A 24,048-nucleotide genomic window follows, 5' to 3' on the forward strand; every position below is an offset into this window, starting at 1 on the left:
GTCGAGATACGAATGACAGCCTGCTTGCGCGACGCAAAACGTCACGCAAGACGTGGCGCAACGCGCGCATCAACCGCGCGAGCGCAGCGGCGACAACAGGCTGCCGATCAACGACGAAGCAACGCTTGCAAGACTCGAGCGCGTCCAGCCGCTCTTCGAACCCGTGGCGCTCCACACGACCTGCCCCGACGCGACGTCGATCAGTTCGAAGGTGACGCCCGCCACCGGTTCTCCATCCACGCCCACCTTGTAGCGCCATTCTTCCACCGCGCCGGTCAGCACGTATTTGACGTGCTGCTCACGCGCCCAGGCCAGTTTCTTCTCGCCCAGCTCGCGCTGCGCGGTGTCGAACATCGCGTTCGCCGATGCATCGACGGGCGCGATCCGCACGTCCGTCAGGCCATTCGCGCGCAGCGTATTCGCCGCGATCGCAGCCGCGCTGCTGCCCGCCGCCGGCGTTTCGGTGAAGTTCGCCATCGACACGACCGCAACCGAATCTTTTACGCCGAGCGTCGGCGAACCGGTTTGACGGATTGAACCGCACGCGCCCAGCACGAGCGCCGACGCCGCTACCATCGCGGACCATTTGACGAGGCCGGACCATCTTTTCATGTTGTTCATCGAACCACTCCTCAGTAACGTCGTTATTCGTCGCAGACGCGATACGCCCACGGTGTCAATAGAACAGAATCGGTAATCAGTAGTACCAGCTATAGCGCGCGCCCAGCACAGTGACGGGCGTGCCGATCTTCGACACGCGCTGGTGTTGCAGGAACAAGGCCACGTGATCGCCGCCGAACACGGTCCCGGCGATACCCACATTGAATTGCGGCCCCCAGCCCTGGATCGAATCGTGCAGCAGGCCGACGTCGAAGAAGGGCCGCCAGCGGTGCGTGTACTGTTCGAGCAGATCGTTGCCCGCGCCGAAGAAGAAACCGTATTGCGTGTAGGTGTCCGGCATGAAGTCGCGAGGCGTCGCCGGTTGCAGCGCGACCGGCAACAGACGCGTGATCAGTCCATCGGCCTGGCCGCTCGCGCCATAGCCGCCGTGCGTAATGAGCGCGCGCAACGTGTAATCCGGGTACTGCGTGCGGATCCGGTAGCTCACCTCGCCCGTCGACAGCACGCCGCTTCCCATATAGGTGCGCGCCTGGCTATAGAAACGGTCGGCCTCCACACTGCCCGTGAACGTGATGTGCTGCGTCATCCGATACGTGAAGTCGCCGATCAGGTTGTCTTTCATGCCGCCGACCAGCAGCGCCTGCGTTTCGTCGGCGACCTGATTGCGGCCCGCGCGAAGCCCGACCGTGAGAGCCGAGTTGCGGCCCACCTCGCCCGCCAGATCGAGCGTGTAGAACGAGCTCGATGCAACCCGCCTGCCGCCCGTGATCGTGAACGATGTGTCGCGCGTGCGCCGCTCGCCGTAGATGTTGAGCCAACGGTCCACCGAAGGCACGTTGACGAGCTGGGTGATGTCGGTCGAATGCTGGAAATGCTGGACCGATGTCACGCCGACGAGATAACGCTCGGCGATCTTGCGGCTGCCGGCGAGCGTTGCCTCGACGTAATCGAGCGGATGCTCGACGTAGTTCGTGACGGTAGCGTCGATCGATTGCGGCCAGTCGAGCGCCGTCTCCGTGACCCGCGTGTGCAGTTCGGTGTCTTCGGGCGCGCCGCCGAGAGCGTCGAACGCAAGTTGCTGCGCGCGATCAGGGTGATCTACGGCGATCGTAGCGTCGATGCGGTCGTAGATCGGCAAGCGCGAGCGCTCCTGATCGAGCAGGCGCTGCATCTCGCCGACGTCGTTCTCGGCGAGCGCGATCGTGAGCCGCGCGTCGGCGGGACGCGACAGGCGTTCGGCATACTGCTGCGCGAGCCAGCGCTTTGCAAGCGGATTGCTTTCGTGCGACAGCGCCCATGCAACGGCGACGTCTTTCGCGACCGCACCGCGCACACGTTCGTTTTTCGGCAGATCGGCGCCCTGCATCGGCGCGCCGCCGGGCAGTCCCTTTACGTCGCCGATCAGTGTGCGGCGCATTTGCGTGAGATCGGCGGGCGCTGCATGCGCGGACATCAGGTCGTCGAGCAACGCGGCAGAGACGTCGCCAGTCGCAAATTCCGTCGACAAGGTCACACGCCGGCCGCGCAAATCGGCCGCCGTTTCTGCGTCCTGCGCGGTACGGCCGCGCATCGACGCGCGTTGCGCGCCGTGAAGCTTCGCGAGCTTCGCCTGTTCGTCCCGCAGTTGCAGCCACACCTTTTTGCGGATCGTCCACGCCAGCCCCGCGTGACCCGACTGCTCCTGCGCGTCGGCATAGGTGAGCAGCCATAGCGGATCGCGCGACATCATGCCGGCCTGGCGGCGCAGATAGTCGAGTGCAGCCACCGGCCGGTTCAGGCGCATTTCAGCGGCGGCGAACGGGCCCCACAACGCCGAGCTTTGAGCGGCGCTGTCGCGCCAGCGCTTGAGCGCGGCGCGCAGGTCCGCGTCGCCGCCGTAATCGACGAGCGTCCACAGATAGGCGGCGCTCACGTCCGAGCCCGCGCCAGGCAGGTCGACCGCTCGCTTGAGATCGGCAAGGGCGTTTTGCGGCTCGCCCATCAGACGATGGTATTCGGCGCGCACGCCGAGCAACGCGGGCGACGCCTCGGCGGTCTTGCGCTCGTCCGGCGTCAGATTGGCGAGCAACGTCGCGATCCGGTCCAACGCCTGGGCGTCGAGGTAGTAGTAGATCGCGTCGCGCAATGCACGCGCCGTGTGCTCGCGATGAAAACGCAATTCGGCGATACGGCCCGCGTCGATCGGATACGGATCGTAGAAGTCCGTCATTTCGCCGAGGTCCTCGCGCGTCGCCACGCCGCTTGCGAGCAGGTGACGATAGGCGTCGTTCGCTGCGTCGTCGCGTTGCAGCAGTCGGGCCAGTTCGGCGTAGTTGCGCCAGAAAATTTCGTCGCTGTTTTTTGCGCCCGCGCGCGCGGCAGTCAGCGCGGCAAGCGATGCGCGATAGTCGCCCTGGCGGTACAGCACGCTCGCGGTGCGCAGCGCGGCAGTGGCGTCGTCAGGATGACGTGCCTGCACTGCACGGTAGGTCGCAAGCGCCTCGTCGTCGTGGCCCGCGCGTTCCGCGAGCCCGCCGATGCGTTGATCGATTGCGTCGCCATTCGCGCCGCGCGGCAGCGAACGCAGGAACGCGAGACCGTCGTCGGGACGGCCGAGGCGTTCATACGTGGCGGTGACGCTGTCGACAAGCTTCATGTCGCCGGGCGTCGCGCGCGCCTGGTGAACCAGCGCGACGAGATACGCTTCATCGTCGTTGAGCATGGGCGCGATACGCAGCACGTTCTGCCAGCCGACGGGATCGTTCGAAACCTGCGCATATTCCAGCCAGGATTTCAGCGCGAGGGCGGGCTCGCGGTTCCATTCGGCTACCTGAGCGAGACGCTTGACCCACGGCGCGGAGCGCGGGTCGCGCTGCACCTGTTGCGCCGCGATCTTTTGCGCGTTGGCGAGGTCGCCGGATTCGACGAACGCCTGGAATACGGTGTTTGCGATGCCGGGCTCGGGAGTTGTGGTTGCCGTGGTTGCCGTGGTTGCCGTGCTTGACGCGGCCGCTGTGCTTGACGTGGTCGCTGTGCTTGACGTGGTCGCTGCGGCCCCGACGCGTACGACATGCATCATTCCCGGCTTTTGCACATCGCGACCCATCGCCTCGCGCAGAGTCGCGAGCACAAAGCCGTCGCGCTGCGCCAAAGGTCCATCCATATACGCGTATTGCGTACGCTGGGAGGGCGCAGCGTCAGGCGACACCCCGCGCAATCCGTTCGACGCATAACGCGCCAGCATCTTCGCGTAGCGATCAACGGCTTGCGGACGATTTGCCGCGCGCGCGAGATTCAGCAGCACCACCAGCGTCGCCGGATCGTCAGCAAGCTTGTCGCCATGCGCATCCGCCGCGGCAAGCGCTTCGTCCAGCAGATTGCCCGATTGCAACGCCCGCAGGCCGGCCACGAAACAGCGGCGCTGCTCGTCGCGCGTGCGTGCCACTGCTTGCTGACGGAACCAGGCATCGGCGGCCGCACGATAGTCGCCCACTTGCAGCGCATAACGCGTGATCTGCGTGTCCCACTTGTTGCGGCCATCGGGATCGTTCGCCGACAGCCGCGCGTAAAGCTGCATCGCGAGATCGGGCAAGCCGACGGCAGCCGCGCGCTGCGCAAGCCATTCGAGGTCCTTCGGCGCCCATTGCAGCTTTGCCGCCTCCTGCAAATGCTCGCGCAGATCGCTCAGCTCGCGGGCGCGGCGCGGATCGTCTTCGGCAATCGCAAAGGTGCGTTGCTCAGCCACCGAAAGACGCAGCATCGTCGCGGTGCGGTGCATGTCGTCGGTGCCGAGCGCATCCATGCGCGCGGCGATCCGCTCCGTGTCCGCGGTGCGCCCCAGATACGAATACTGCGCGCCGAGCAAGGACAGGAACTCTTCGTTATCGGGCCGCACCTTCGACCATGCTTCCAGATACGCAACGCTCAGTTCGCTGGGCGCGCCGACCGACGCCACGCGCTGACGCAAGCCGCCGCGCGGCGACACGCCGTATATCGTGAGCAGCACGACGCCCGCCAGCAGACAGACGAGCCAGGTCGGTGCGATACGGGGACGTTTAGCGCTCACAGGAAATCTCGACGGGCTGATAGTTCATCTGCAGACCGGTAGAGGCCGGCGTATCGAAGCGCAAGCCCGCACCGTCGCGATGAGTGGCGACGGGACGCCCCGCGACGCTCACGCTGCAACTGCGCGCCTGGGCAAGCCTGACAAACGGCTGGTAGTAGCCGCCGAATTCGAACGACATGCCGTTTGCGCCGCGCCTGAAGTTGCGCACGAAACCGTTGGCTTCGGCGATGTACGGCAATGCGCCCGCCTTCGGAAGCGCTGCGGCAGCCGTATCGCCGGCATCGGCACCGTTGAACGAAACGCGCGCCGCGCCGTCCGCGATGTGGATGTAAGTGCCGTCCGGACCGGATGAATAGCCGGTGACGCCCGCCGATGCGCGCAGATCCGGCGCGCTCGACAGCGGCCAGTGCAACTCGCGCACTTCGCCATTGCCGCGCACGATCCAGTCGCCGCCCGCGCGCTTCGGCGCATTGGCATCCGGATTCTTCGCATCGACTTCGTCACGAACCGCACGCGCGACCGCAAACGAACGCCAGTCGAGCACCTTCTGCGTGTAGTCGGTCATCTGCACGGGCAGCACGGCCTGCTTGAGCACCGCGGTAAAAATCTGGTCGAGTGCACGCAGTGAGGCGACCTTGGTGCCGCTGTACATGTGGTAATACAGGTCGATGGGCTTGAAGCGCAGCGGCTTGTCCGTCATGTCGAAGGTTTCGAGCACGCGCGTGAAGCCGTAGAACGGGCCCAGCCAGTCGTTCGTGTAGACGTTCTCGTCCTGGTTGGGCGCGTAGACCTGGTACGCGCCCGGCCCCTTGTCGACACCGATCGGCGCGATGTTGGTCCAGCTGCTCGCGCTCTTCGTTATGACGGTATCGCCCCCGTTCACATTCGCGACACCCGCTGCATAGACCTTGCGCACGACCAGCGCGGGCGGCTTGCAATTGCCCGGCCATTGCAGGATGGTCGTCTTCTTGCCCGGAGGCGCAAGCCGCGTGTTGATGTAGTCGATGGAGCCCGTCACCTCACGGTCGATGTCGAACGTGTAGTTGGGAATCTCCAGCGAGAACGCGGTATCGCCGCCGCCGCGGTCCACGCGCTCGCCGGTCTTCGCGTCGACGCTGCCCCAGTCGAACGGATGCGAATAAGTATGCGTGCCTATTGCGACGTATGGCAGCGCAAACATCTTGCGGGCAATTTCTTCCAGACGCGGCGAGATTTTCGGGTACAGCCCCGTCGGACCTACCTCGCCCTCGATCACCGAAAGCGTCATCGGCACCTTGTAGCGCGTAAAAATCTGCTGATACAGCGCTTCGCCCGAATAGTCCGCGCCGGGGAATTCAGCGCGCGACGCGAAACCGTCTCCGTCGACGTGCGACATGAAGAGGCGCCGCCCGTTCTCTGTGGTAACGCTCGGCGACGGCATCTGCTGTAGACGCAATGCAGCGGCAAGGAACGAGATCGGCTGAATGGCCCAGCGTTCCTGGTCGATGCCGTTGAGCGACACGACCGTGTACGGGCTCATCGCAAAGCCGCCCCAAGGGGTGATCGCGACCGGGTCCAGCGTCGCCTGGCCGCTCTTCACGCGTAGCAGCGACCGGCTGGCGGCGCCGACCTGAACGCCCGTCAGATCGCGCGGCCCGAGCTTCGGATCGATCTCGAAGCCAATCATGGGATCGCGCGAGACGACGTCCACCTTGTCGCTGAACGGACCCGGCACTGCTTGCAGATCGAGCGCGCGTCCTTCATCCTCGGCCGCGTCAAAACCGAACTGGCCAAGAAACGCGACGGGAACGTGTGACGCGATGCGCGCATCGACCCATCTGCGCCACACGTCGCTGTCCTGTGTGCCGCTGCCCTGCAGCCACGCAACTACGCCGGCGTAGCGGTCGGGCGTGATGTCGTCGGGAAGCGTGCCGTTGACGTTCGCGTACTCGACGTCGTAGCCGAGGTAGTTCAGCGGCATTGCCAGATCGCGTACACCGGGGGTTTCGTCGAGCAGCAGGTCGGCGCCGGTATCCTGCACGACGAGCACCTTGCGCGGCAGCACCTCGATTGCGCCGATGCCCACCACGCTGCGCGCCGCGTCCGTCACGTAGGGCGTGACGCCCGCCGCCAGCACCTGCGCGGCCGTCTTGCGCGCGCATGCGCGGTCATCGGCGGCGCAGTACTCGATCGACACGACGGGCACGCCCGTCTGCCGCATGAATGCTTGTGCAGCGGCGACCCGCGCCGCGCGGTCGTCTGCGGAAACGACGGTCTGCCCCGCACCGTTCGCGCTCGCGCCGCTGACGAGCGACGGGCCCACCACCGCATACAGCGCTTGAGCATGCGGCGCCGCGAGCGTCAGCGCGTCAGCGCCGCCTACTACGATTCGCGCGTCGGGATGGACCGCACGGATCGCATCGATCGATGCAAGCGCTTGCGGCGTGTCGAGCAGGAAGCCGCGATAACCGCGCTGCCACAGCGGCTCGATCTGGCTCGCGACGAATGCATTGGGGGTGTTCGCCGCCGCATCCGCATGAGTGCGCGCGAGCCATGCGGTATGGCGCAACGAATTCGCGGACGGATCGAAACCGCGCGAGGGATCGACGACGACGGCATCGAAGGCTTGCAACAGATCGACCGGCACATTGGCGCCGTCGAAAAACGCGAGGTTGACTGACGGCGAGGAATGCGGCTCCACCGCGCGCGCTTCGCTGTGCGCGGGCGGTTGCGCGGGCAACGGCGCGGATTGCGGTTGCGCCGACTGAGCGTTCGCACTCGCGTAGGCGATTGCGAACGCGGCAAGGACCGCGCACTCCAGCACGCGCAGTTCGAGGCGCGGATGAGCCCGTCCCCGTTCGAGACGCGGCGGCCTCGGCACGCCCCATCGTGCGTCGCGAAGCGCCGGCCGCGCTCCACCTGTCGTTTGGATCCCCAATGGCATGTGATTTCTTCTTCGGTTTATTGCTTTTACCGACCCGCGTTGAATGCGGCTTTTCTTTGGGTTTTACCGCAGCCCGCGTGAATTAACCGCCCCGTTTTTGACGCGCTTTCCGTCGACCGATACAGTGACGTAATCACACACCGCCCGGGCCTTCTGCCCGTTAATAGTCGCCCCGCGTCCAGGCTGCGCATTCTAATGGCTCTTTTTTTCAGACGCACGACTATTTTTTCCTGAAAGCTTCGCGCACGGTCGTCAACGATGGACAAACTTCTATCAACGCGCATGCTAATCGCGCCCGGTATGGCGCCGCAAACGTTTTACTTCGCAAGTAGCCGCGCTGAAAATATCGCGGCGCCTGACGATAATTAACAATACGCGAAGACATTTAGCCGTCTTTCACAGAGTTCGTTGAACTAAAACGGGCGTGCGAATCAGCGCCCGCGTCGTGCGCGACGGTGCGCGGGGATATGCAAAACGCAAATTGTTGCTATGCGCCGCAACGAAAAGGCGGCAATGGCCGCGTGGCTGTAACGACATTTGTTCGGATTGCGCGAAAAATGGCGCGCCGCGGCTACTGCTTACCGCAGCAGTTTTCCGATGAAATTTGGGTTCGGGGCAATTGCCGTCAGCACGAGTTCTCCTCAGTTTCGGTCCCCGCAAGCAGAGAAGACAATCGTCAGAGGATTATTCGTATCACGTTTCAGGCGTGGCGTATTCAGCCCACATTCCAGGCAAAACCGCTGCGTCGCCATCCCGAATACGTTTTTTGAATGTGACCGGCGCCAATTATCAAGTCAATCGGCGTCGCGGCGATTCCTATGCGCACCCACAGGCAAACTCGACTACATGTGCCGCCGTCGACTCAAATAACTGGAATATACGGGGACAGAACTCGGTTCCACCAAATTATGCGGCCGTCGCCTGTGGGAGCTCATGGGACAAATGCTCAACGCATGAATCAAATCAGCGAATGAACTTTGGTAAAGACAAGCGCATAACGATGCGAATTTGCGCGCGCCGTTCAAGCAGCAAATGCCGGCGCGATCAAGTAACGACTATGGACCTGTCCGCAGACAACGCGCGATGTGTGTTTGCAGATAAGGCATAGAGGCTCTCTGATCGCGCCCGTCGTACGCCGACGAGGCAACTGAATTCCAAGCCTGGGCGTCGCCGCCTTTTATCACACGCCTTCGACGAGAACGGCGCGATAGCGCGCGCCCTTGAACCGGTGCTGCGCGACTTCCTGGTACGCCGGGCTGTCATACCACGCACGTGCGTCCGCAGTTGACGGAAACTCCACGATCACGACGCCCTGTGGCGCTTCGCCCTCAAGAACCTGCTGAGGTCCGTAAGCAGCGAGAACCTTGACCGGATGACCTTTGAAGGTTTCGCCCACCTTGCTTTGGTAGATGTCGAACTCACCCTGATCCTGCGTGCTTTCCTTCGTGAAGACGATATAAGTCGCCATAGCGTACGCTCCTGCAGTGGTGTGAAGGTGCATACGATGATGCCATGAAACGGCATCGGGCTTCGATCCACGGCGACGGTGCATCGGACCACCAGAACACGGCGTTCCACAAACGTCAGTCGCTAAGTCCCAGAGATGCGCCGCCAGCACCGCTGCAGACGTGGAAGCCGTCATCTGGGACTAGCGGAAGAAGCTAGATCGTCCGGCCTTCCGCCTTGCCGCAAAGATCGTAATGCTGGATGCCAGACGCAAAGGTTCCAGCGCGAACTGCCTGCGCGACGTCTTCGTATTTCGCCAGATATGCCCGCTCGAATTCCGCACGCTCAAAGGCTGCCTTTGGAACGTCGAGAATTGGGCGGTCAATCCAGAATCCGCAGGACAACGGCTGCAGCCGCATGTCGAGATCGACGGCGTCGCTCGTTGAGAAGTAGTGGAAGACAAGCGATTTCCGGGTACGCGAGGGATCGGAAATCGGCCCGCCGCCGTGGAGCAAGTTCGAGTGCCAAATGAAAACGTCGCCTTTCTTTGCCGAAAACGTCTTCTTATGCAGGCCCGCCTTCGCAACTTCCTCGTCCATATACGCATGCCACTTCGGCATTTCGGCTGGTTCGAAATGTCGAGTGCCGTTGCTAAAGATCATCTGCTCGATTTTGTGGCTCGCGGGGTAGTACTCCAACTGCCCTGCATCCGCGTGCGCATCTTCGAGCGCGACCCAGATCGCTATCAGATGATTGGGCGTGGCAGGCGTCATGTAGATGGAATCGACATGGGCGGGCTGCTGGCTACCCTTCTCGAAATAGAGGCTGTTGCAAAGCGCTGGCGCTTGACCCAGTAGTTCGCGAAGGATCGGAGCGATTCGCTCGGACAAAGCCAGTTCCCGAACGCCCGGCATGTCGAGATAAAGATCATTGATCTTCATTCGGCGCGTCGCAATTTCCTGGGCGGTCAATAAGCCAAGAAGACTGCGTTCCCCTGTATCCAGCAGGTCTACCGTTACATTCATCGGACGGGCGAGCTTTCTCGTAGCAATGGAATCGAGAACCGCGTCTATTTCACTGTGCGAATAGAACGCCGGAAGGATGGCAAAACCATTGCACTCAAAATCTTGCTTCAAAAGAGGATCCACCAATGCACTCCGCGATCTGTTGATTTGATTCGTTCGAACACTCCGGCTTGAAGTCTATACCATGAGGGGACGGCGATCCATCTGCGGATTTATCGACCTCGCTGGCTCGCGGTCAGCGTCGGGGCGTCCGTCTGGTGTGACACGGGTCTTGATACTCTTTCTTTGGTAGGCTGTGGCGGTTTCGAACCGCCGACCAACGGACTAAAAGTCCACTGCTCGAAGACAAGCAGAAGTTCGACAAGTACCTGTCGAGCAACAAGGACGGGATCAATGTGGCGTCCCCCAGTTGTCGGCGGTCAGGAAAGTGGAGATTGCGCAGTTATTTGCGAAGACCAGCAAGGAACGCAAGGGGACGGCTATCGGTGCGCTGGTCTCTCTTGTAACGGAAGTTCCCTTGAGCTTGCGATTGCATGTTGACGCTCCTCGTGTTGCCTGAGCGCGCGCACCTGGTTTTCCACCGTCGCTTCTGTGTGGGCGAGTGCGACTTCCTGCCGTGATTCTGCGAAACTCCGTGGGGATGTCAGGAGGATTCAAGCCTTTTGTTCCGCGATTAGACGCGGATCTAACAGCGGTAAAATGGTGTCAAGTGACGTCAGATTATTCGCCATTCAGCATTGCTCAAAGAGTCAGAACATGAAGCGCGAACCCACAGCGGAAAAGTCCATCCCGATCGGCGCGCTCAAATCGTTGCCAGCTGTCTTGCGCGAGCATGGTGCGGACCCGTGGGTGCTTCTCGAGTCCTTTGGCGTGACAGAGGAAGCGTTAGCTTCGCCACTGAGCCCGTTGTCGACAGTCTCACACGGCCGCATTCTCGAATCGGCAGCGAAGCTAATTGACTGCGAGCACCTCGGTCTTCTACTGGGACAAAGAGCGACACTCGACAACGCAGGGCCCCTGCGCTTTTTGGTACTGAACGCACCCACGGTGCGCGAGGCCGTCGAAAGCCTGATCCGCTTTTGCGGTGTCTGGTATCGCGGGCTGCATGTCAGCATGAAGGAAGATGAAGGCTACGCCTGTATGTCACTGTCGATCGACAGCGGCATTCCGGGCGCGCGGCATCTGCTTACCGCGTATCTCGCGGCGAACGTAAGGATTCTGGAGTTGATTCTCGGTCGCACGTGGCGGCCCACACTGGTGCGGATCGCGTATCGGAAACCAAAAACCGCAGCGCTGTACGAGCAGTATTTTCAAGCGCCTGTATGGTTCGGCCAGGCGCATTACGAGATCTTGTTTCCGCAGTCCTTGCTCGATCAGCCGAGGTCGAGTCACGACCAGCAGCTTGGCCACTTCCTGCATCAACACATGACCGAGTTGGAGGCGCGTCAGACCGACGACTTCAGCGCGCGGGTCAGGCAAGTGATCGAAGCGCTTCTTCCGACCGGATGTACGTCGCAGAAAGTCGCGGAATTTTTTGCAGTCCACCGTTTCACGCTTTATCGTCATCTCGACGAGCAACATACGAGCTACGAGAAATTGCTCGAAGACGTCAGGCGCGATCTGGCGAATCAGTTTCTGTCGCAGACCGACCTTCAGATTGCTGACATTGCGACGCGGCTCGGCTACGAGAGCCAAGGCAATTTCACGCGCGCGTTCAAACGATGGAATGGACGAACACCGACTGAATTGCGCAGAAACGCGGCCCGACTAAAAGTGACCAATGTGCATGATGAGAAGTGACATGGTGGGTTTCGAGAGAGCGCCGGCCTCTGCGGCCGCTAAAGAGAACTTTAACTCTGACAGTCGCAATCCTTGATGAAGGACAGCTGGCGATACGCCTGATCAGTTTTCGAGCGAACCGCCGTCAAGTGGTTTCATACACAGCAGTTCAGTGACTGTTGCAGAAGTGTCCTGCGTCGCCAGGCAAGAAACTTCGCGTAACAGGTCTGTGGCGAGGGGAAGGTCAAGGGAAGGCGATGCCACCTCTCGTCGTTTTGCGTAATCCAGAGAATGGCATTAGGGATAAGACGAATGTCTCGCCCGGGCGGCCACGTGTCGGGCGATGTGTGGCCAACCGATGTTTGACTTGCTCCCAGTCGGTGTCTGAAAGAGGCAGTTCGATCAATGGTTCGGGCTGCCGCATGATAAGCCCGGACTTCAGACCGGTACTCCGCTCATAGAAAACGCCACAGACCAGCATCCGCCGAGGTCATCGCCAGCCTGTGTCTGTTTAGAAGCTGTGCCGCATCCCGATCATGACTGCAGTTGTCCCCGTACCTGGCGCAACAGGTTGTCCGTAGGTGATGGTTTGCGTCATGTCCCCGTGGTTGTTCACCCAACCGACCTGCGCATACAACGCACTGGCCTTCGACAGGTTGTATTCCGCTCCCGCTGCGACTTGCAGTGACTTGTTCGCCGAGACGTTTTTGTCTTTGATGTAGTAGAGACCACCGGTGATCTGGAAGTCGGGGGCGAAGCGATACCCCAACCCGAACGCGTACAAATCCAGGTCGACCAGATTCCTGTGCGCGGGATTCGATCCATTGCTGTATGAGCCGGAGATCGAGAATCCTTCGTACTTATAGAGCGCGCCCAAATACCAGTAGCGGTTGTTGTTGAGCCCGGTCGGAACAGTGCTCGGACCGGGGTTGGTATCGTGGCCGTTGTAGTAAAGCGCAGAAAGTCGCAGCCCGTACCCCGCATACTTCAGCACGGCCGACTCGCGCGTGTTGCCCTGCGGCTGCCCCGCCACGCCGCCGAGCGCATATTCGAGTTCAGTGCTCAATCCGTGGAAGACCGGCGACCGATAGACCAGCGCGTTACTGTCATACAGCGCGCCAATCGGACCATTTGTGCTAGTACCTGGCCAGCCTGCCGCCGTATTCAACCCGAGCCACGCGCTCAGAATGCTGCCGAAATACTGCGATGCGCGGACATCGGTCTCCGCCATCGCATAGATCATCGGCACGATCTGGCGGCCCGCGTTGATCGAACCAAAGGGGCCGCTGACACCAACAGTCGCAATCTGGTTGAAAAAGCCCGGCACGCCCGCCGTATCCGACAGCCCAAGCTTGCCGGTTCCGGTATCGAGCACACCTTGCAATCTGAAGTTGACGGCGTAGCCGCCGCCGATATCCTCTACGCCTTTCAGCCCCCAGAAGCTCGAATAGATGCCCGCATCCTTATACCGATAGATCTTGCCGAGATTTTTTTCTGTAGGCCTAAACGATGCTGCCGATGTACTTTGATATAGCAGGCCGCCGTCGACTGCGCCATACAACGTGACCGACGCTTGCGCGTGAACCGCTGTGCCAAATGCCATTACCGCCAACCCGACCATCAACTTCAGTTTCATGCCGTCTCCCTTTTGTGGTGCTTTGTTTGTGAATCTGAATCGGTGCCTAGTCGGGTATCGGCGCGAGCTGTTCGCGTAGAAGGCTTTTCTGCACCTTGCCGGTTGCGCCGAGAGGAATCGAATCGACGAAGACGACGTCGTCGGGTATCCACCATTTCGCGATCTTGCCGTCCATGAACGTCAACAGCGTTTCGCGGGACACGTGGGCACCAGCTTTCCGGACTATGACCAGCAGTGGCCGCTCGTCCCACTTCGGATGTTTGACGCCAATGCAGGCGGCCGTCGCAACGGCTTCATGCGACATCGCCAGATTCTCGATGTCGATGGAACTGATCCATTCCCCACCGGACTTGATCACGTCTTTGCTTCGGTCCGTGATCTGCATAAAACCTTGCGGGTCGATGCGGGCGACATCGCCAGTTGGAAACCAGCCGTCGATAAGCGGTGCCGTGCCTTCATGACGAAAGTAACCGGCCGCAACCCACGGGCCACGCACGAGCAGGTTCCCCGCACTCTCGCCGTCCCAAGCAAGCTCCCGGCCGTCATCCGTGACGAGCTTCATGTCAATACCAAATACCGCACGCCCCTGTTTGGCCTGAATCGCTTCGCGTTGCTGCGTGGGTTTCGTGCGTTGCGCACCGGTCAAACTGCATACCGTGCCGAGCGGACTCAGTTCAGTCATGCCCCACGCGTGCAAAACCTCCACGTCATAGCGATTCTGGAACCGACGCAACATGGCCGGTGGACACGCCGCGCCGCCGACCACAGTGCGCCGCATGGTGGTGAATGTGAGGTCATGCTGATCAGCGCATGTCAGCAGGCTCTGCCATACAGTCGGCACACCCGCTGACAGCGTGACGCCTTCGGATTCAATCAGGTTGTAAAGCGATTCGCCGTCGAGTGCAGGTCCAGGAAACACCAGCTTCGCGCCGACCATGCAAGCGATGTACGGCAAGCCCCATGCGTTCACATGAAACATCGGAACCACTGGCAGAATCACGTCGCCCGACGAGCAGTTGAGCGCATCGGGCAAAGCAGCCGCGTAGGTGTGCAGCACCGTCGAGCGCTGGCTGTAGACAACGCCCTTGGGCATGCCTGTGGTGCCGGACGTGTAGCACATCGACGCTGCCTGATTCTCGTCGAGCATGGGCCATGCAAAATCGCCAGGCTGCTCGTCGAGCAGGTCCTCGTAGCACTGCAGCTCCGCGATACTGGAGTCCGGCATGTGATCCCGGGTGGTCATCGCGACAAAGGTTTTCAACGTGGTGCTTCGTTTAGCGACTTCCTCCACTAGCGGAAGAAAGGTCAGATCGAAGAACAGCACGCGATCTTCGGCGTGATCGGCGATGTAAAGCAACTGATCAGGATGCAAACGCGGATTCAATGTGTGGAGCACGGCGCCGGAACCGGACGCGGCGAAATACAGCTCCATATGCCGATGCCCGTTCCATGCGAGCGTAGCGACACGGTCGGGAGATCTGATGCCGAGCGCGGCAAGAGCGTTGGCAAGTTGTCTCGCACGCTGTGCCAGCTGTCGAAAGGTCATTCGGTGCACATCGCCTTCGACGCGTCGCGAGACGATCTCACGGTCGCCGTGATGGCGCTCCGCATGCACGAGCAACGAGGAAATGAGCAGTGGCATCTGCATCATCGAGCTATTCATTCCGTTTTCCCTGGACGAAGCGAGAGCAGCCGTTTCCCCGCACCCGGCAAGATCGCCTGGGCGCGTGAGATACCGCTGATAAAGGAAAATATGAAATCGAGCGTTCTACTGCCGGCGTTGCTGAAGAGCCGCGGCCGGGATGCCGGTGAGCAGCACAATCACGCCCACCAGTAGGATCACGCCGATTACGTCGAACGCAATGTAGAGACTTCCGGTGTGCATTTTTATTGCGCCGACGGTGATCGGACTGACTACCGCGGCGATTGAGCCCAGGCTACTCACTAGCCCGATGCCACCTGCCGCTGCACGGCCGTTGAAGAATGCCGGCGGAATGGTCCAGAACACGGGCACTGCCGCCAGGCAAGCCGCCGCGCCGACAGTCATAAAAACAGTCGATAGCAACGCGTTCGCATATACGAGATGCATCAGGAAAAAGGCGAATGCCGCAGTCGACATGGTTGCCGCGAGGTGCCAGCGGCGCTCCAGACGACGGTCCGAACTGCGTCCCAGCAAATACATGGCGACCGCGCCGAGTACATACGGTCCACTCGCAATCAAACCGATGCTGCGCACATCGGTGAATCCCGCGCCTTGAAGCATTGACGGCATCCAGTAGGCGACCGTGTTGGTCGCGCAATAAATCGCGAAAAATACAATGCCAGGAATGTAAGAACGGGGATCGCGGATGATGCTCCCGAACGTGCGCGCCGGCGCATTGTTCGATTCACGGTCGAGTCGCAGATTGTCGGCGACAATCGCCTTCTGTTGATCGGTGAGCCATTTGACGTGCACGGGCTGATCGTCGAGCCAGTACCACGCGAATGCGCCGAGCAACACCGCAGGAATGCCTTCCAGGATGAACAGCGTTTGCCATCCCTTCATCGCATGCCAACCGTCGAGTTCAGTCATGATTGCGCCGGCTAGTGGCCCGCTTATCATTCCCGCGACAAAACCCGCCATGAAGAAAATCGACGTGATCCGCCCTCGTTTCCATGACGGAAACCAGTAGGTCATATAAAGAATGACGCCGGGAAAGAAGCCTGCTTCCGCAATACCGAGGACAAATCGCGCGATGTAAAGCTGCACCGGTGTCAAGACCATGCCGGTGAGCATAGTGACGAGTCCCCACAGAATCATGATACGGGTCAGCGTGGCGCGTGCGCCGACACGCTGCATATACAGATTGCTCGGGATTTCGAAGAGAATGTAGCCGGCGAAGAACGCTGTGGCTCCGATGGCGTAGGCGGCATCGGTCAGACCGAGATCCTGCGCCATGCGCAGTTTGGCGAAAGAGATGTTGATCCGGTCGATCGCGTTGACTGCGTAGGCCAGAAACAGGAACGGCAGCAGCCGCCAGGCGATCTTGTGATATGTCTCCCGGACTTCGCGCGATGAACGCGACCCGCTGATCGCCTCAGCCTGTAAAGCGGCATGACTCATGGTGTCTCCATCTGCTACATTCAGTGCGACGGCGCAGAGTCGCCGTCGCATGGTGAAGGCTCCGCACGCATGCCTTATGCGACGCGTCACGCGGAAGGCACGGCCCTGCCTTAAACCGTATTACGCCGGGCACGGTCCTGCTCCGCGCATTCGGCCTCCAGCAAAGGCACGGCGAGCTCGCATGCCTCGATGCCTTGCAGGCTGACTATTTTCAGCACTTCCAGAATCTGCTCACGCGTCGCACCGAGTTCGAGCGCCGCCTTGATGTGACGCCGCGTGCCGTGCGCGTACATATGCGTGATTGCGGCGTCGCCCGCGATGCAAAGGAACTCGATCCACAACGGTGGCAGAACGTTGTCGCGCCACAGACCCAGACCCATCGCGAGAAATTTCTCGAGATATTGCGGGTCCCACCGATAGATCGTCTCCCACAGCGGATTGAACATCCCACTCGCGCGCACATGATCACAAACTGGCGTCGACGTGGCAGGCGCTGGTTCGTCCGACAGCCCCGCACTCGCGAGTTCTTCGGAAAGAATCGGTACACCGAGCGCGCATGCGTGAATACCGACTACGCTCGCAAGCTTGAACACCTCGAGAATCTGCGCTCGCGTGACACCCAGTCGCAATGCGTCGCGAACATGACGACGCACGCCAGGGCCATACATATGCGTGGCCGTCACGTCGATGTTCAACCGGATCAGCGCCACGAGGCGCGGATCGAGCACGTCGCTGGTGTGGGCGCTCTGGCTGAGCTTCATGAACGACTCGGTCCACTCAGGATCCCATTCGGCGAGCGGATCGAGCGTGGGGGCAACGAGACCTGCGGCGCGCATCGTGTCGTAGTTCGGTGTGGGCTGTCGATCGCTCATGCTTGTCGTCATGTCCGGTTGGGATAATTTCGTACTCATATCACCGCGCCTCCGTTCGGGCTGATAACCTGGCCAACGAGATAGTGATTACCCGCAAGATAGACCACTGTCGACGCATATTCTTCTACGGTGCCAAAACGCCCTAACGGACAGCTTTGCCACAACCGGTTGCGGGCGTCTTCGCCGATCTTATCGAGATAGTCGTTGAATGCCGGCGTGGCGACGCCGCCCGGCGCCATCGCGTTCACAAAGATATTGGCGCCGGCCACTTCGAAGGCAACCGACTTCGTGAAGGCGATGACCGCGCCCTTCGTGGCACAGTAGTGCGGGCTGTGCGCGCTTTTGGTCGAAAGTCCGGCAATCGAGGCAATGTTGATGATCTTCCCGTCGAGCTGAGGTTCCATCAGTTTCAACGCCTCACGCGTGCAATAAAACACACCGTGGACGTTGACGCCCCAGTAGCGATGCCATTCTTCGTCGCTGATTTCGCTGGTGAATTTCAGCGACTGACGTGGCATGGGCGTTTGCATATACGCGTACAGCTTATTGCGTCGTTCGGTGTCGATAGGACGATTAGGCGTCAGCGCGGCGTTGTTAACTAGGACATGCAACGTGCCGAAGCGCTCTGTGATCTGCGCAAACATATGCCTGACCTCTTCGCTCGACGACACGTCGCACCGGAGTGCAAGACATTCGGCGCCGCGTGCTTCGACAGCGGCGCGGGCCACCGCCAGCGCGTTTTCGTCGACGTCGCATATGACGACGCTGGCGCCCTCGGCGGCAAGAGCGTCCGCGCATGCCAGACCGAGTCCTGGGCCCACGCCAGTGACCAGCGCAATCCTGTTACGTAGTGTCATGCTCTTTCCAGTCTGAAGGTGGAGAGATGTGCGCCGTGGATTCACGCGCGGCCCGGTACCGTGAAGCCGCGCTGAGTAGATTTGCGATTCGGCGCCATGCCGAGGGCGGCGATCGTTTCGTCGGCGCTGCGGTACTGCTCGCCGATCTGATAGATGCGCTTTGCGTCTTCGCCCGTTGCGATGTCGCGGCCGAGCTCGCGGGCAATGCGTACGCTCTGCTCGATCTGCTGCACCGACGTCATGCGCTCGCCCTTGCGGCCCCAGAGGTTGTCCTCGATTCCCACGCGCACATGCAGTCCCATCGCGATGGCCATCGCGTTCATCGGCAACACGGCGCGCATTGCGCTTTCAATCGTCAGAATCGCTCCATCGGGCGTGCGTCGAACGAATTCGATCAGGTCGGCTGGATGCAGGCCCGCCGCGCCGCCGCCGATCGCGACATAGTTGAGCACCAAGGGACCGGTGTAGAGGCCGCGGCGGATCAGCCGCTCGACGCTCTCGAGCTGGTGCACGTGGCCCAGCATGAAATGAGGCTGAATGCCGGCCGCCTGCAGGCGGCGCAGGTGCTCGATAAAGAATGACGGCTTCGCATCGACGACCATTTCCGAATAGGCGTTGAAATATTCAGGCTTCTCGAGAATGGTGCCCATCACGTCGTCCGGCGTGAGCAACTCGCAGATGTTCATCTGGCTGGAGTTAATCGCGATCGTGACCTGGTCGGGTTTCGGATCGAGTTCCGCGAGCATGTGCCGCGTGTCGTAATCGAGCCACCGGGCTTCCTGGCCCTCGCATTCCGGTGCGAAAGAAATCGAGCCGCCCACCTGCAGGACCATATCGGGCACCGCTTCGCGCAGCCGGGCGAGACTCTCGTTGAACTTGGACAGGCGCTTGGAGCCCTTCCCGTCTTCCTCGCGCACATGCACGTGCAGCACCGTAGCGCCGGCGTTGTAGCAGTCCACTGCCTTCTGGATCTGTTCGTCCATCGTGATCGGGATGTCGTCTGAGTCGCTCGGAACCCACTGCGGGCCAAACGGCGCGACCTGGATCACGAGTTTTTCCTGAACTTCGGGGAAGAGGCTATCGTCGAGAAAATTCATTGGGCGTCTCCAAACTGGGATTGGTGGCCGGTTGCGCTAACGCGATCCGTTGATTGGAACTGTAGGGAAAGTGAGGGAACCGCTTTTATCATTTTGTCACTCGGTTTTATCACACTGTCACATGCAACATTGGGATAAACCCTTTCGATGCGCACCACGCGTGCAACAGTGCCGCTGAGCGCGTCGACAATGCGCTCGGGCGGCCTTTGGCGGTGAAGACGGAGGGGGAAACAGCGATGGGGGACTTGAGAAGTTACTTCGAACCCGTCGCGACGGACGGGTTCGTCGGCACCGTTGCAATGCCGTTGCTCAGGGCGCGTTCAGATCACGCCGTTAGCCTTCAGAAGCGAGAGACGGTCAGCGGATACATTGAGTAGCGTGCTCAAAACGTCCGACGTACCCTCGCCAAGCGTTGGCGGAATGGCGCGGACCGGCAACCGTTCGCCGTCGAAGCGGTAGGGTGGCGCAAACACATCTACCTTGCCGCCCACCGGATGCGGATGGGACGTCACAAGCCCGGCGTCGCGGGTACGTGTCGACGTCAGCGCTTCATGAAGACCCAATACTTCGCCGCATGGAATGTTCGAACGAGCCAGCGACTCAAGCAGTCCATCACGCCTGCGTTTGGCGAGTTCGCGATGAATTTCCGGCAGGAGCATTGCGCGATTTTTCGACCGGTTCAGATTCGTCAGGAAGCGCGGGTCGGTCGCGAGATCAGGCCGCTCGATCACGTCCCGACAGAAGCGTACGAACTGCGCGTTATTGCCGACGGTCACCACGAGTGGGCCGTCGGCTGCATCGAAGACGCCGTACGGCACGATCGAAGGATGCGCATTGCCATAGCGGGGCGGATCTTCGCCCATTAGCAAGGCTTCGAGCCCGTAGTACGCGGTGATCATCAGGCCGCAGTCGTACAAAGCCATCTCGATCGAGCGGCCTTGCCCGGTGCGCTGGCGCTGGTAGAGCGCCGCCAGAATCGCCTGCGCTGAATACATGCCGGTGAACAGATCGACGACAGCCACGCCGAATTTCAACGGAGACTGGCCGGCTTCGCCGTTGATACCCATCAGCCCGGCTTCGCCCTGGACGACGAGATCGTAGCCCGGACGCGTCGCTTCCGGGCCGGTGTGGTCATAACCCGAGATCGAGCAGTAAATCAGATCTTCGCGGTCCTTACGCAAATCGTCATAGCCTAGGCCAAGCTTCGCCGCGTCACCCACTTTGAAGTTCTGGATGACGATATCGCTCTTGCGCACGAGCGCGCGCGCAAGCTCGACGCCTTCCGGCGACTGCAGATTCAGGGTGACCGAGCGCTTGTTCCGGTTGACGCTGTTGAAATAGGCAGTCTCCGTGGCGCCTACGCGCATGCCCCAGTCGCGGGTGTCATCGCCTCGCTCGGGGTGCTCGACCTTGATGACTTCAGCGCCAAGATCGGCGAGGACCATAGCGCACCAGGGTCCGGCGAGAATGCGCGAAAAGTCCAGTACGCGGACGCCGGCAAGCGGCAAGGCGAGGTTGTCAGTCTGCATGATGTCTCTAGTTTTTGTCTCGACCCGCTCGAGGGGCCATTTGATGAGGAATCGAGGCAGCGAGAGCATTACGCCCCTCGAATTATGGCCGCCTCTTTAAGCAGGCCGTCGGTTCCGGAGGATCTGTCGGCAGATTGTGCGGTGAACAATGACCGTAGACAATCCCGTGTGCAATTGACAGACTGTCAAATTTTATTTGACAGTCTGGGCTGTCGGCCGGAACCGGAGCGATTAGGAACCAACTCGTGACGTGCCTTTTTCGAAAAAATTCTTCACCTGATTTTTTCCCCTGTGGTGCGCTTCTCTGGTTACTTCGCCTGATCCCGCACTGGTGATCCGCTATCTGATGATCGAGCAGCCGCATTGACCGACGCTAGTCCTCCTGCTTGGCGCTCAGATGCACGTGCGGTTGCTGCCCGCGTTCAGCGCGACGGGCCGCGCCGTGCGCGCGAACTTCCAATGCAAATGTCGAACCCGTCATGCGGTAACACTCGCACGCTCACCCGGCCATTGGCGTGGATTCGCGTGAATTCGCAGCGCCGTCTCCCGGCAGTCAACACATGGGCGTTAATACACCGAACGTGCGATGTCGTTCGCGGCATGGCGCACGCGTTCGGTCCGCGCCAGTTCGATCCGGCATTTGCCGGCCCGTTTCGCGCGATAGAGCGTTGCGTCGGCGGCGGCCAGCGCGTCGCTCAAACTCTCCGCCTGCGCGCATTCGCTGATGCCGGCACTGAACGCATAGGCCAGCTTGCCATTCGCACCCGGCGGCGGGCAACTGACCGCGGCGAGCATGCTGCCGACCCGTTGAGCCGCTTCCGCCATCGACGTATGCGGGAAAAGTATCGCGAACTCTTCGCCGCCCAGTCGACCGAACACGTCACCGGCACGCATGTGCCGATGCACTTCGGCGCCGAAGTCGGCGAGAACGCGGTCGCCTGCGGCATGTCCGTGTCGATCGTTGATCGTCTTGAAATCGTCGATGTCGATAATCGCAACGCACAGTTCAGTGTGCGCGGCACGTGCCGTGTGCGAAAGCGTTGCGCCGCGAGTCATGAACGCGCGGCGCACCAGCGCGCCGGTCAGGTCGTCGAATGTGGCGAGGTGCTCGACCTGCTGCATCAGCCGGTCGTTGGCCAGCATCACGAGCCCGATCGAGAGGATCGGCAACGAGAGAATGCTGACGCCGAGAAAGGCGAAGTCCGGAGCGATGTGCTTCGGCCACTCCATCGAGGGATCGGCGAAAAAAGCGTTGAGAACACCCCGCGCCAAATATACGATGCCGCCGACAAGCGCTGCGCACAGCACGAGCCAGTGACCGTATTGCGGCCGCCCGCGCACACGCGCGCGCCAGATCGTCCACCCTACGGCGATGCGCGCATACGCAAGCGCGAACGACATAGCCGCGGCTCTGGCGCTGATCGTCGGCGAGACCCACGTCCAGTAGACGAGGGCACACGCGAACATGCCCAACGCGAGATGCTCGCCAGTTCGATACGGCGGCTCGCCGACGAATGCGCGGCAGCCTTGCAGCATGAGCAGTGCGCCGGCAAGCACGAGCATGCACGAAGCAAGCATCACGGTCGCCGAAGGACGAGCGTGCACGACAAACAGCACGCCGGATGCGGTGGCGAACAGGCAATGCGCGGCAAGCCAGCGACGCAATCCGGCTACCTTACGCCGTGCAAGGTAGCCCAGCACAGCCGCGCTCGAAAGACACGAGACGAATACGGTGGCGAGCAGCGCAAGGGAATTGGACATGGTCTTTTGGCGTTATTGTCGGTCGCACATGCGGCGTGCGGCCTCTGATTTTTCTATAGCGTCCGTTGGCACAGCCCTCGTACGGACAGACTTCGTTTTGATGCTGCCGCGCTATCGGCACGCGCGGCATCGGCGATAGTATGCGCGAGTCGCGCCGGCGCATCGGGCTACCGGTCCTTTCTCCGGCGAAACGCCCACCATGCCGTCAGCCCCGTAAAGCAGGCCACGAGCACCACCATGACCCAGAAGCCGTGATGATTCTCGGCAAATGGAATGCCGCCCACGTTCATACCGAAGAACCCCGCGACGATGTTGATCGGCATCGCCAGAACCGTGACCAGGGTGAGCGTGAACAGGGTGCGGTTATTCTGTTCTTCCAGCCGGGAAATGATCTCTTCCTGCAGCAGCCTGACGCGTTCGATCAGACCTGCCATGTCGGAGAGCACCACCGAGAACTCTTCCGTCGACTCGCGCAAATCCTGCACGTCTTCCGGATGAAGCCAGCGAGGCGGCCTTGCGAGCAGGCGAAAAATCGCGCCCGGCTCCGGTGCGAGCATCCGCTGCAAGCGGGTCAACATGCGTCGCATCGCGCCGAGGTCGAGCCGGTTTTGCGTCGGCCGCTGCGAGAGAAAACGGTCCTCGATGCGATCCACGTCCGTGCTCGTGCGGCGGACGATCTGCACGAGCAGGTCGGCCTGGTCGCGCATCAGATGAACGAGCAGTTCCACCGGCGAGCGGAAAATCTCGCCTTCTTTGACCGACGCGCGCAACCGGTCCACGGAACGCAGCGGCTTCAGGCGCGCCGTGACGATGATTCGCTGGTGCGCGTAAATCCATAACGTGGCGATCTCCGACGGGATGAACTCCAGGTTGAACATCACGTCGTTGACCACGGCGCGCAGCGCGCCGTCCGCCTGCTCGATGCGCGTCGAGTGCGAGCCCTCACGCAATGCGTCGAAAAAAGTCTCGGGCAATTCGAGTTGCGCTCGCATCCAGCGCTCGCTCGCGCTGTGCGCGAGGTTGAAATGCAGCCACAAAAATTCGTCGGTATGCGCGTCAGCGCCTGCGCTTTGCAGCGCATGCAGCCATTCCAGCGCGTCGTCGGCTGAAATGGGTCGGCCGGGTTGCGTCGGTGAAAAGACAAAACCGCACACGATGCCCGATGAATCCGAGCCGTAGGTTTGCAGCAGAAGTTCAGATTTCATAAATCGTTCGGTGCCTGCTTCCGCTTCGGGTTTGTTCACACCCCGCAATTTACCAGCCCAAGATGAACCCGCGATGGCCGCCATCACCGAGTCACGCGAACGTCATATTGCCGCTAAACGACGGTGCGCGCATTGATCTCTCGTTGAGC

The 24,048-nt window shown here is 61.1% G+C and carries 17 protein-coding genes; 2 read left to right on the forward strand and 15 right to left on the reverse strand.

What is annotated here, in order from left to right:
* Positions 1 to 69: 69 nt before the first annotated feature.
* The 3 genes from F759_RS0122360 to F759_RS0122370 all read right to left on the reverse strand — a co-directional run bounded on the left by F759_RS0122360 (position 70) and on the right by F759_RS0122370 (position 7,589).
* Positions 70 to 621 carry a hypothetical protein gene (locus F759_RS0122360; protein ID WP_027801827.1) on the reverse strand — a complete coding sequence of 184 codons (552 nt, stop codon included), beginning with the start codon at positions 619 to 621 and terminating at the stop codon, positions 70 to 72.
* A 76-nt stretch (positions 622 to 697) separates the two neighbouring features.
* Positions 698 to 4,666: a tetratricopeptide repeat protein gene (locus F759_RS0122365; RefSeq protein WP_027801828.1), complete on the reverse strand. Its 3,969-nt coding sequence runs from the start codon at positions 4,664 to 4,666 to the stop codon at positions 698 to 700.
* Positions 4,656 to 7,589, reverse strand: coding sequence for a polysaccharide deacetylase family protein (locus F759_RS0122370; RefSeq protein WP_027801829.1), 2,934 nt, complete (start codon positions 7,587 to 7,589; stop codon positions 4,656 to 4,658). Before F759_RS0122370 ends, F759_RS0122365 begins: the two co-directional genes overlap by 11 nt.
* A 467-nt stretch (positions 7,590 to 8,056) precedes the next feature.
* Here F759_RS0122370 and F759_RS42285 point away from each other — a divergent pair, with 467 nt between their 5' ends.
* Positions 8,057 to 8,359: a hypothetical protein gene (locus F759_RS42285; RefSeq protein ID WP_152530688.1), complete on the forward strand. Its 303-nt coding sequence runs from the start codon at positions 8,057 to 8,059 to the stop codon at positions 8,357 to 8,359.
* A gap of 410 nt (positions 8,360 to 8,769) precedes the next feature.
* Here the strand turns inward: F759_RS42285 and F759_RS0122380 are convergent, their stop codons facing one another.
* Positions 8,770 to 9,057, reverse strand: a complete 288-nt coding sequence (locus tag F759_RS0122380; protein WP_027801830.1) for a DUF1330 domain-containing protein — start codon at positions 9,055 to 9,057, stop codon at positions 8,770 to 8,772.
* Positions 9,058 to 9,250: 193 nt separating this feature from the next.
* Positions 9,251 to 10,183 (reverse strand): phytanoyl-CoA dioxygenase family protein, encoded by a 933-nt coding sequence (locus F759_RS40170; protein ID WP_051377409.1) that lies wholly within the window; start codon positions 10,181 to 10,183, stop codon positions 9,251 to 9,253.
* Positions 10,184 to 10,816: 633 nt separating this feature from the next.
* Here F759_RS40170 and F759_RS38270 point away from each other — a divergent pair.
* Entirely contained in the window at positions 10,817 to 11,860 is a 1,044-nt protein-coding gene (locus F759_RS38270) for an AraC family transcriptional regulator (protein ID WP_036024982.1), read from the forward strand.
* A 134-nt stretch (positions 11,861 to 11,994) separates the two neighbouring features.
* Here the strand turns inward: F759_RS38270 and F759_RS45185 are convergent, their stop codons facing one another.
* The 10 genes from F759_RS45185 to F759_RS0122440 all read right to left on the reverse strand — a co-directional run bounded on the left by F759_RS45185 (position 11,995) and on the right by F759_RS0122440 (position 23,899).
* A complete protein-coding gene (locus F759_RS45185; RefSeq protein WP_084534323.1) occupies positions 11,995 to 12,246 on the reverse strand; it encodes a transposase in 252 nt (83 codons plus the stop codon).
* A 104-nt stretch (positions 12,247 to 12,350) separates the two neighbouring features.
* The gene (locus F759_RS0122395) at positions 12,351 to 13,475 is read right to left on the reverse strand and encodes a porin (RefSeq protein WP_027801831.1); all 1,125 of its coding nucleotides are present in this window, start codon (positions 13,473 to 13,475) and stop codon (positions 12,351 to 12,353) included.
* A 46-nt stretch (positions 13,476 to 13,521) separates the two neighbouring features.
* Entirely contained in the window at positions 13,522 to 15,138 is a 1,617-nt protein-coding gene (locus tag F759_RS0122400; protein ID WP_027801832.1) for a 3-(methylthio)propionyl-CoA ligase, read from the reverse strand.
* 105 nt (positions 15,139 to 15,243) lie between these two features.
* Entirely contained in the window at positions 15,244 to 16,578 is a 1,335-nt protein-coding gene (locus tag F759_RS0122405) for an MFS transporter (protein ID WP_027801833.1), read from the reverse strand.
* A 110-nt stretch (positions 16,579 to 16,688) separates the two neighbouring features.
* Entirely contained in the window at positions 16,689 to 17,450 is a 762-nt protein-coding gene (locus F759_RS38275; protein WP_051377410.1) for a carboxymuconolactone decarboxylase family protein, read from the reverse strand.
* 35 nt (positions 17,451 to 17,485) lie between these two features.
* Positions 17,486 to 18,307 carry an SDR family NAD(P)-dependent oxidoreductase gene (locus tag F759_RS0122415; RefSeq protein ID WP_027801834.1) on the reverse strand — a complete coding sequence of 274 codons (822 nt, stop codon included), beginning with the start codon at positions 18,305 to 18,307 and terminating at the stop codon, positions 17,486 to 17,488.
* Between the two features lie 41 nt (positions 18,308 to 18,348).
* Complete coding sequence (locus tag F759_RS0122420; protein WP_027801835.1) at positions 18,349 to 19,404, reverse strand: BKACE family enzyme; 1,056 nt, start codon at positions 19,402 to 19,404, stop codon at positions 18,349 to 18,351.
* 320 nt (positions 19,405 to 19,724) lie between these two features.
* A complete protein-coding gene (locus tag F759_RS0122425) occupies positions 19,725 to 20,933 on the reverse strand; it encodes a CaiB/BaiF CoA transferase family protein (protein WP_027801836.1) in 1,209 nt (402 codons plus the stop codon).
* 567 nt (positions 20,934 to 21,500) lie between these two features.
* On the reverse strand, positions 21,501 to 22,694 hold the full coding sequence (locus tag F759_RS0122435; protein ID WP_027801837.1) for a GGDEF domain-containing protein: 1,194 nt from the start codon (positions 22,692 to 22,694) through the stop codon (positions 21,501 to 21,503).
* Between the two features lie 167 nt (positions 22,695 to 22,861).
* Positions 22,862 to 23,899: a transporter gene (locus F759_RS0122440; RefSeq protein ID WP_027801838.1), complete on the reverse strand. Its 1,038-nt coding sequence runs from the start codon at positions 23,897 to 23,899 to the stop codon at positions 22,862 to 22,864.
* Positions 23,900 to 24,048 lie beyond the last annotated feature (149 nt).

It is taken from the genome of Paraburkholderia dilworthii, assembly GCF_000472525.1.
GTDB lineage: Bacteria > Pseudomonadota > Gammaproteobacteria > Burkholderiales > Burkholderiaceae > Paraburkholderia > Paraburkholderia dilworthii.

Coding starts and splice junctions, on each gene's coding strand:
- F759_RS0122360 (WP_027801827.1), bottom strand. CDS start 621: ATGAACAACATGAAAAGATGGTCCGGCCTCGTCAAATGGTCCGCGATG.
- F759_RS0122400 (WP_027801832.1), bottom strand. CDS start 15,138: ATGAATAGCTCGATGATGCAGATGCCACTGCTCATTTCCTCGTTGCTC.
- F759_RS0122440 (WP_027801838.1), bottom strand. CDS start 23,899: ATGAAATCTGAACTTCTGCTGCAAACCTACGGCTCGGATTCATCGGGC.
- F759_RS0122405 (WP_027801833.1), bottom strand. CDS start 16,578: ATGAGTCATGCCGCTTTACAGGCTGAGGCGATCAGCGGGTCGCGTTCA.
- F759_RS0122380 (WP_027801830.1), bottom strand. CDS start 9,057: ATGGCGACTTATATCGTCTTCACGAAGGAAAGCACGCAGGATCAGGGT.
- F759_RS0122420 (WP_027801835.1), bottom strand. CDS start 19,404: ATGAATTTTCTCGACGATAGCCTCTTCCCCGAAGTTCAGGAAAAACTC.
- F759_RS0122425 (WP_027801836.1), bottom strand. CDS start 20,933: ATGCAGACTGACAACCTCGCCTTGCCGCTTGCCGGCGTCCGCGTACTG.
- F759_RS0122415 (WP_027801834.1), bottom strand. CDS start 18,307: ATGACACTACGTAACAGGATTGCGCTGGTCACTGGCGTGGGCCCAGGA.
- F759_RS0122370 (WP_027801829.1), bottom strand. CDS start 7,589: ATGCCATTGGGGATCCAAACGACAGGTGGAGCGCGGCCGGCGCTTCGC.
- F759_RS0122395 (WP_027801831.1), bottom strand. CDS start 13,475: ATGAAACTGAAGTTGATGGTCGGGTTGGCGGTAATGGCATTTGGCACA.
- F759_RS0122435 (WP_027801837.1), bottom strand. CDS start 22,694: ATGTCCAATTCCCTTGCGCTGCTCGCCACCGTATTCGTCTCGTGTCTT.
- F759_RS38270 (WP_036024982.1), top strand. CDS start 10,817: ATGAAGCGCGAACCCACAGCGGAAAAGTCCATCCCGATCGGCGCGCTC.
- F759_RS38275 (WP_051377410.1), bottom strand. CDS start 17,450: ATGAGCGATCGACAGCCCACACCGAACTACGACACGATGCGCGCCGCA.
- F759_RS42285 (WP_152530688.1), top strand. CDS start 8,057: ATGCAAAACGCAAATTGTTGCTATGCGCCGCAACGAAAAGGCGGCAAT.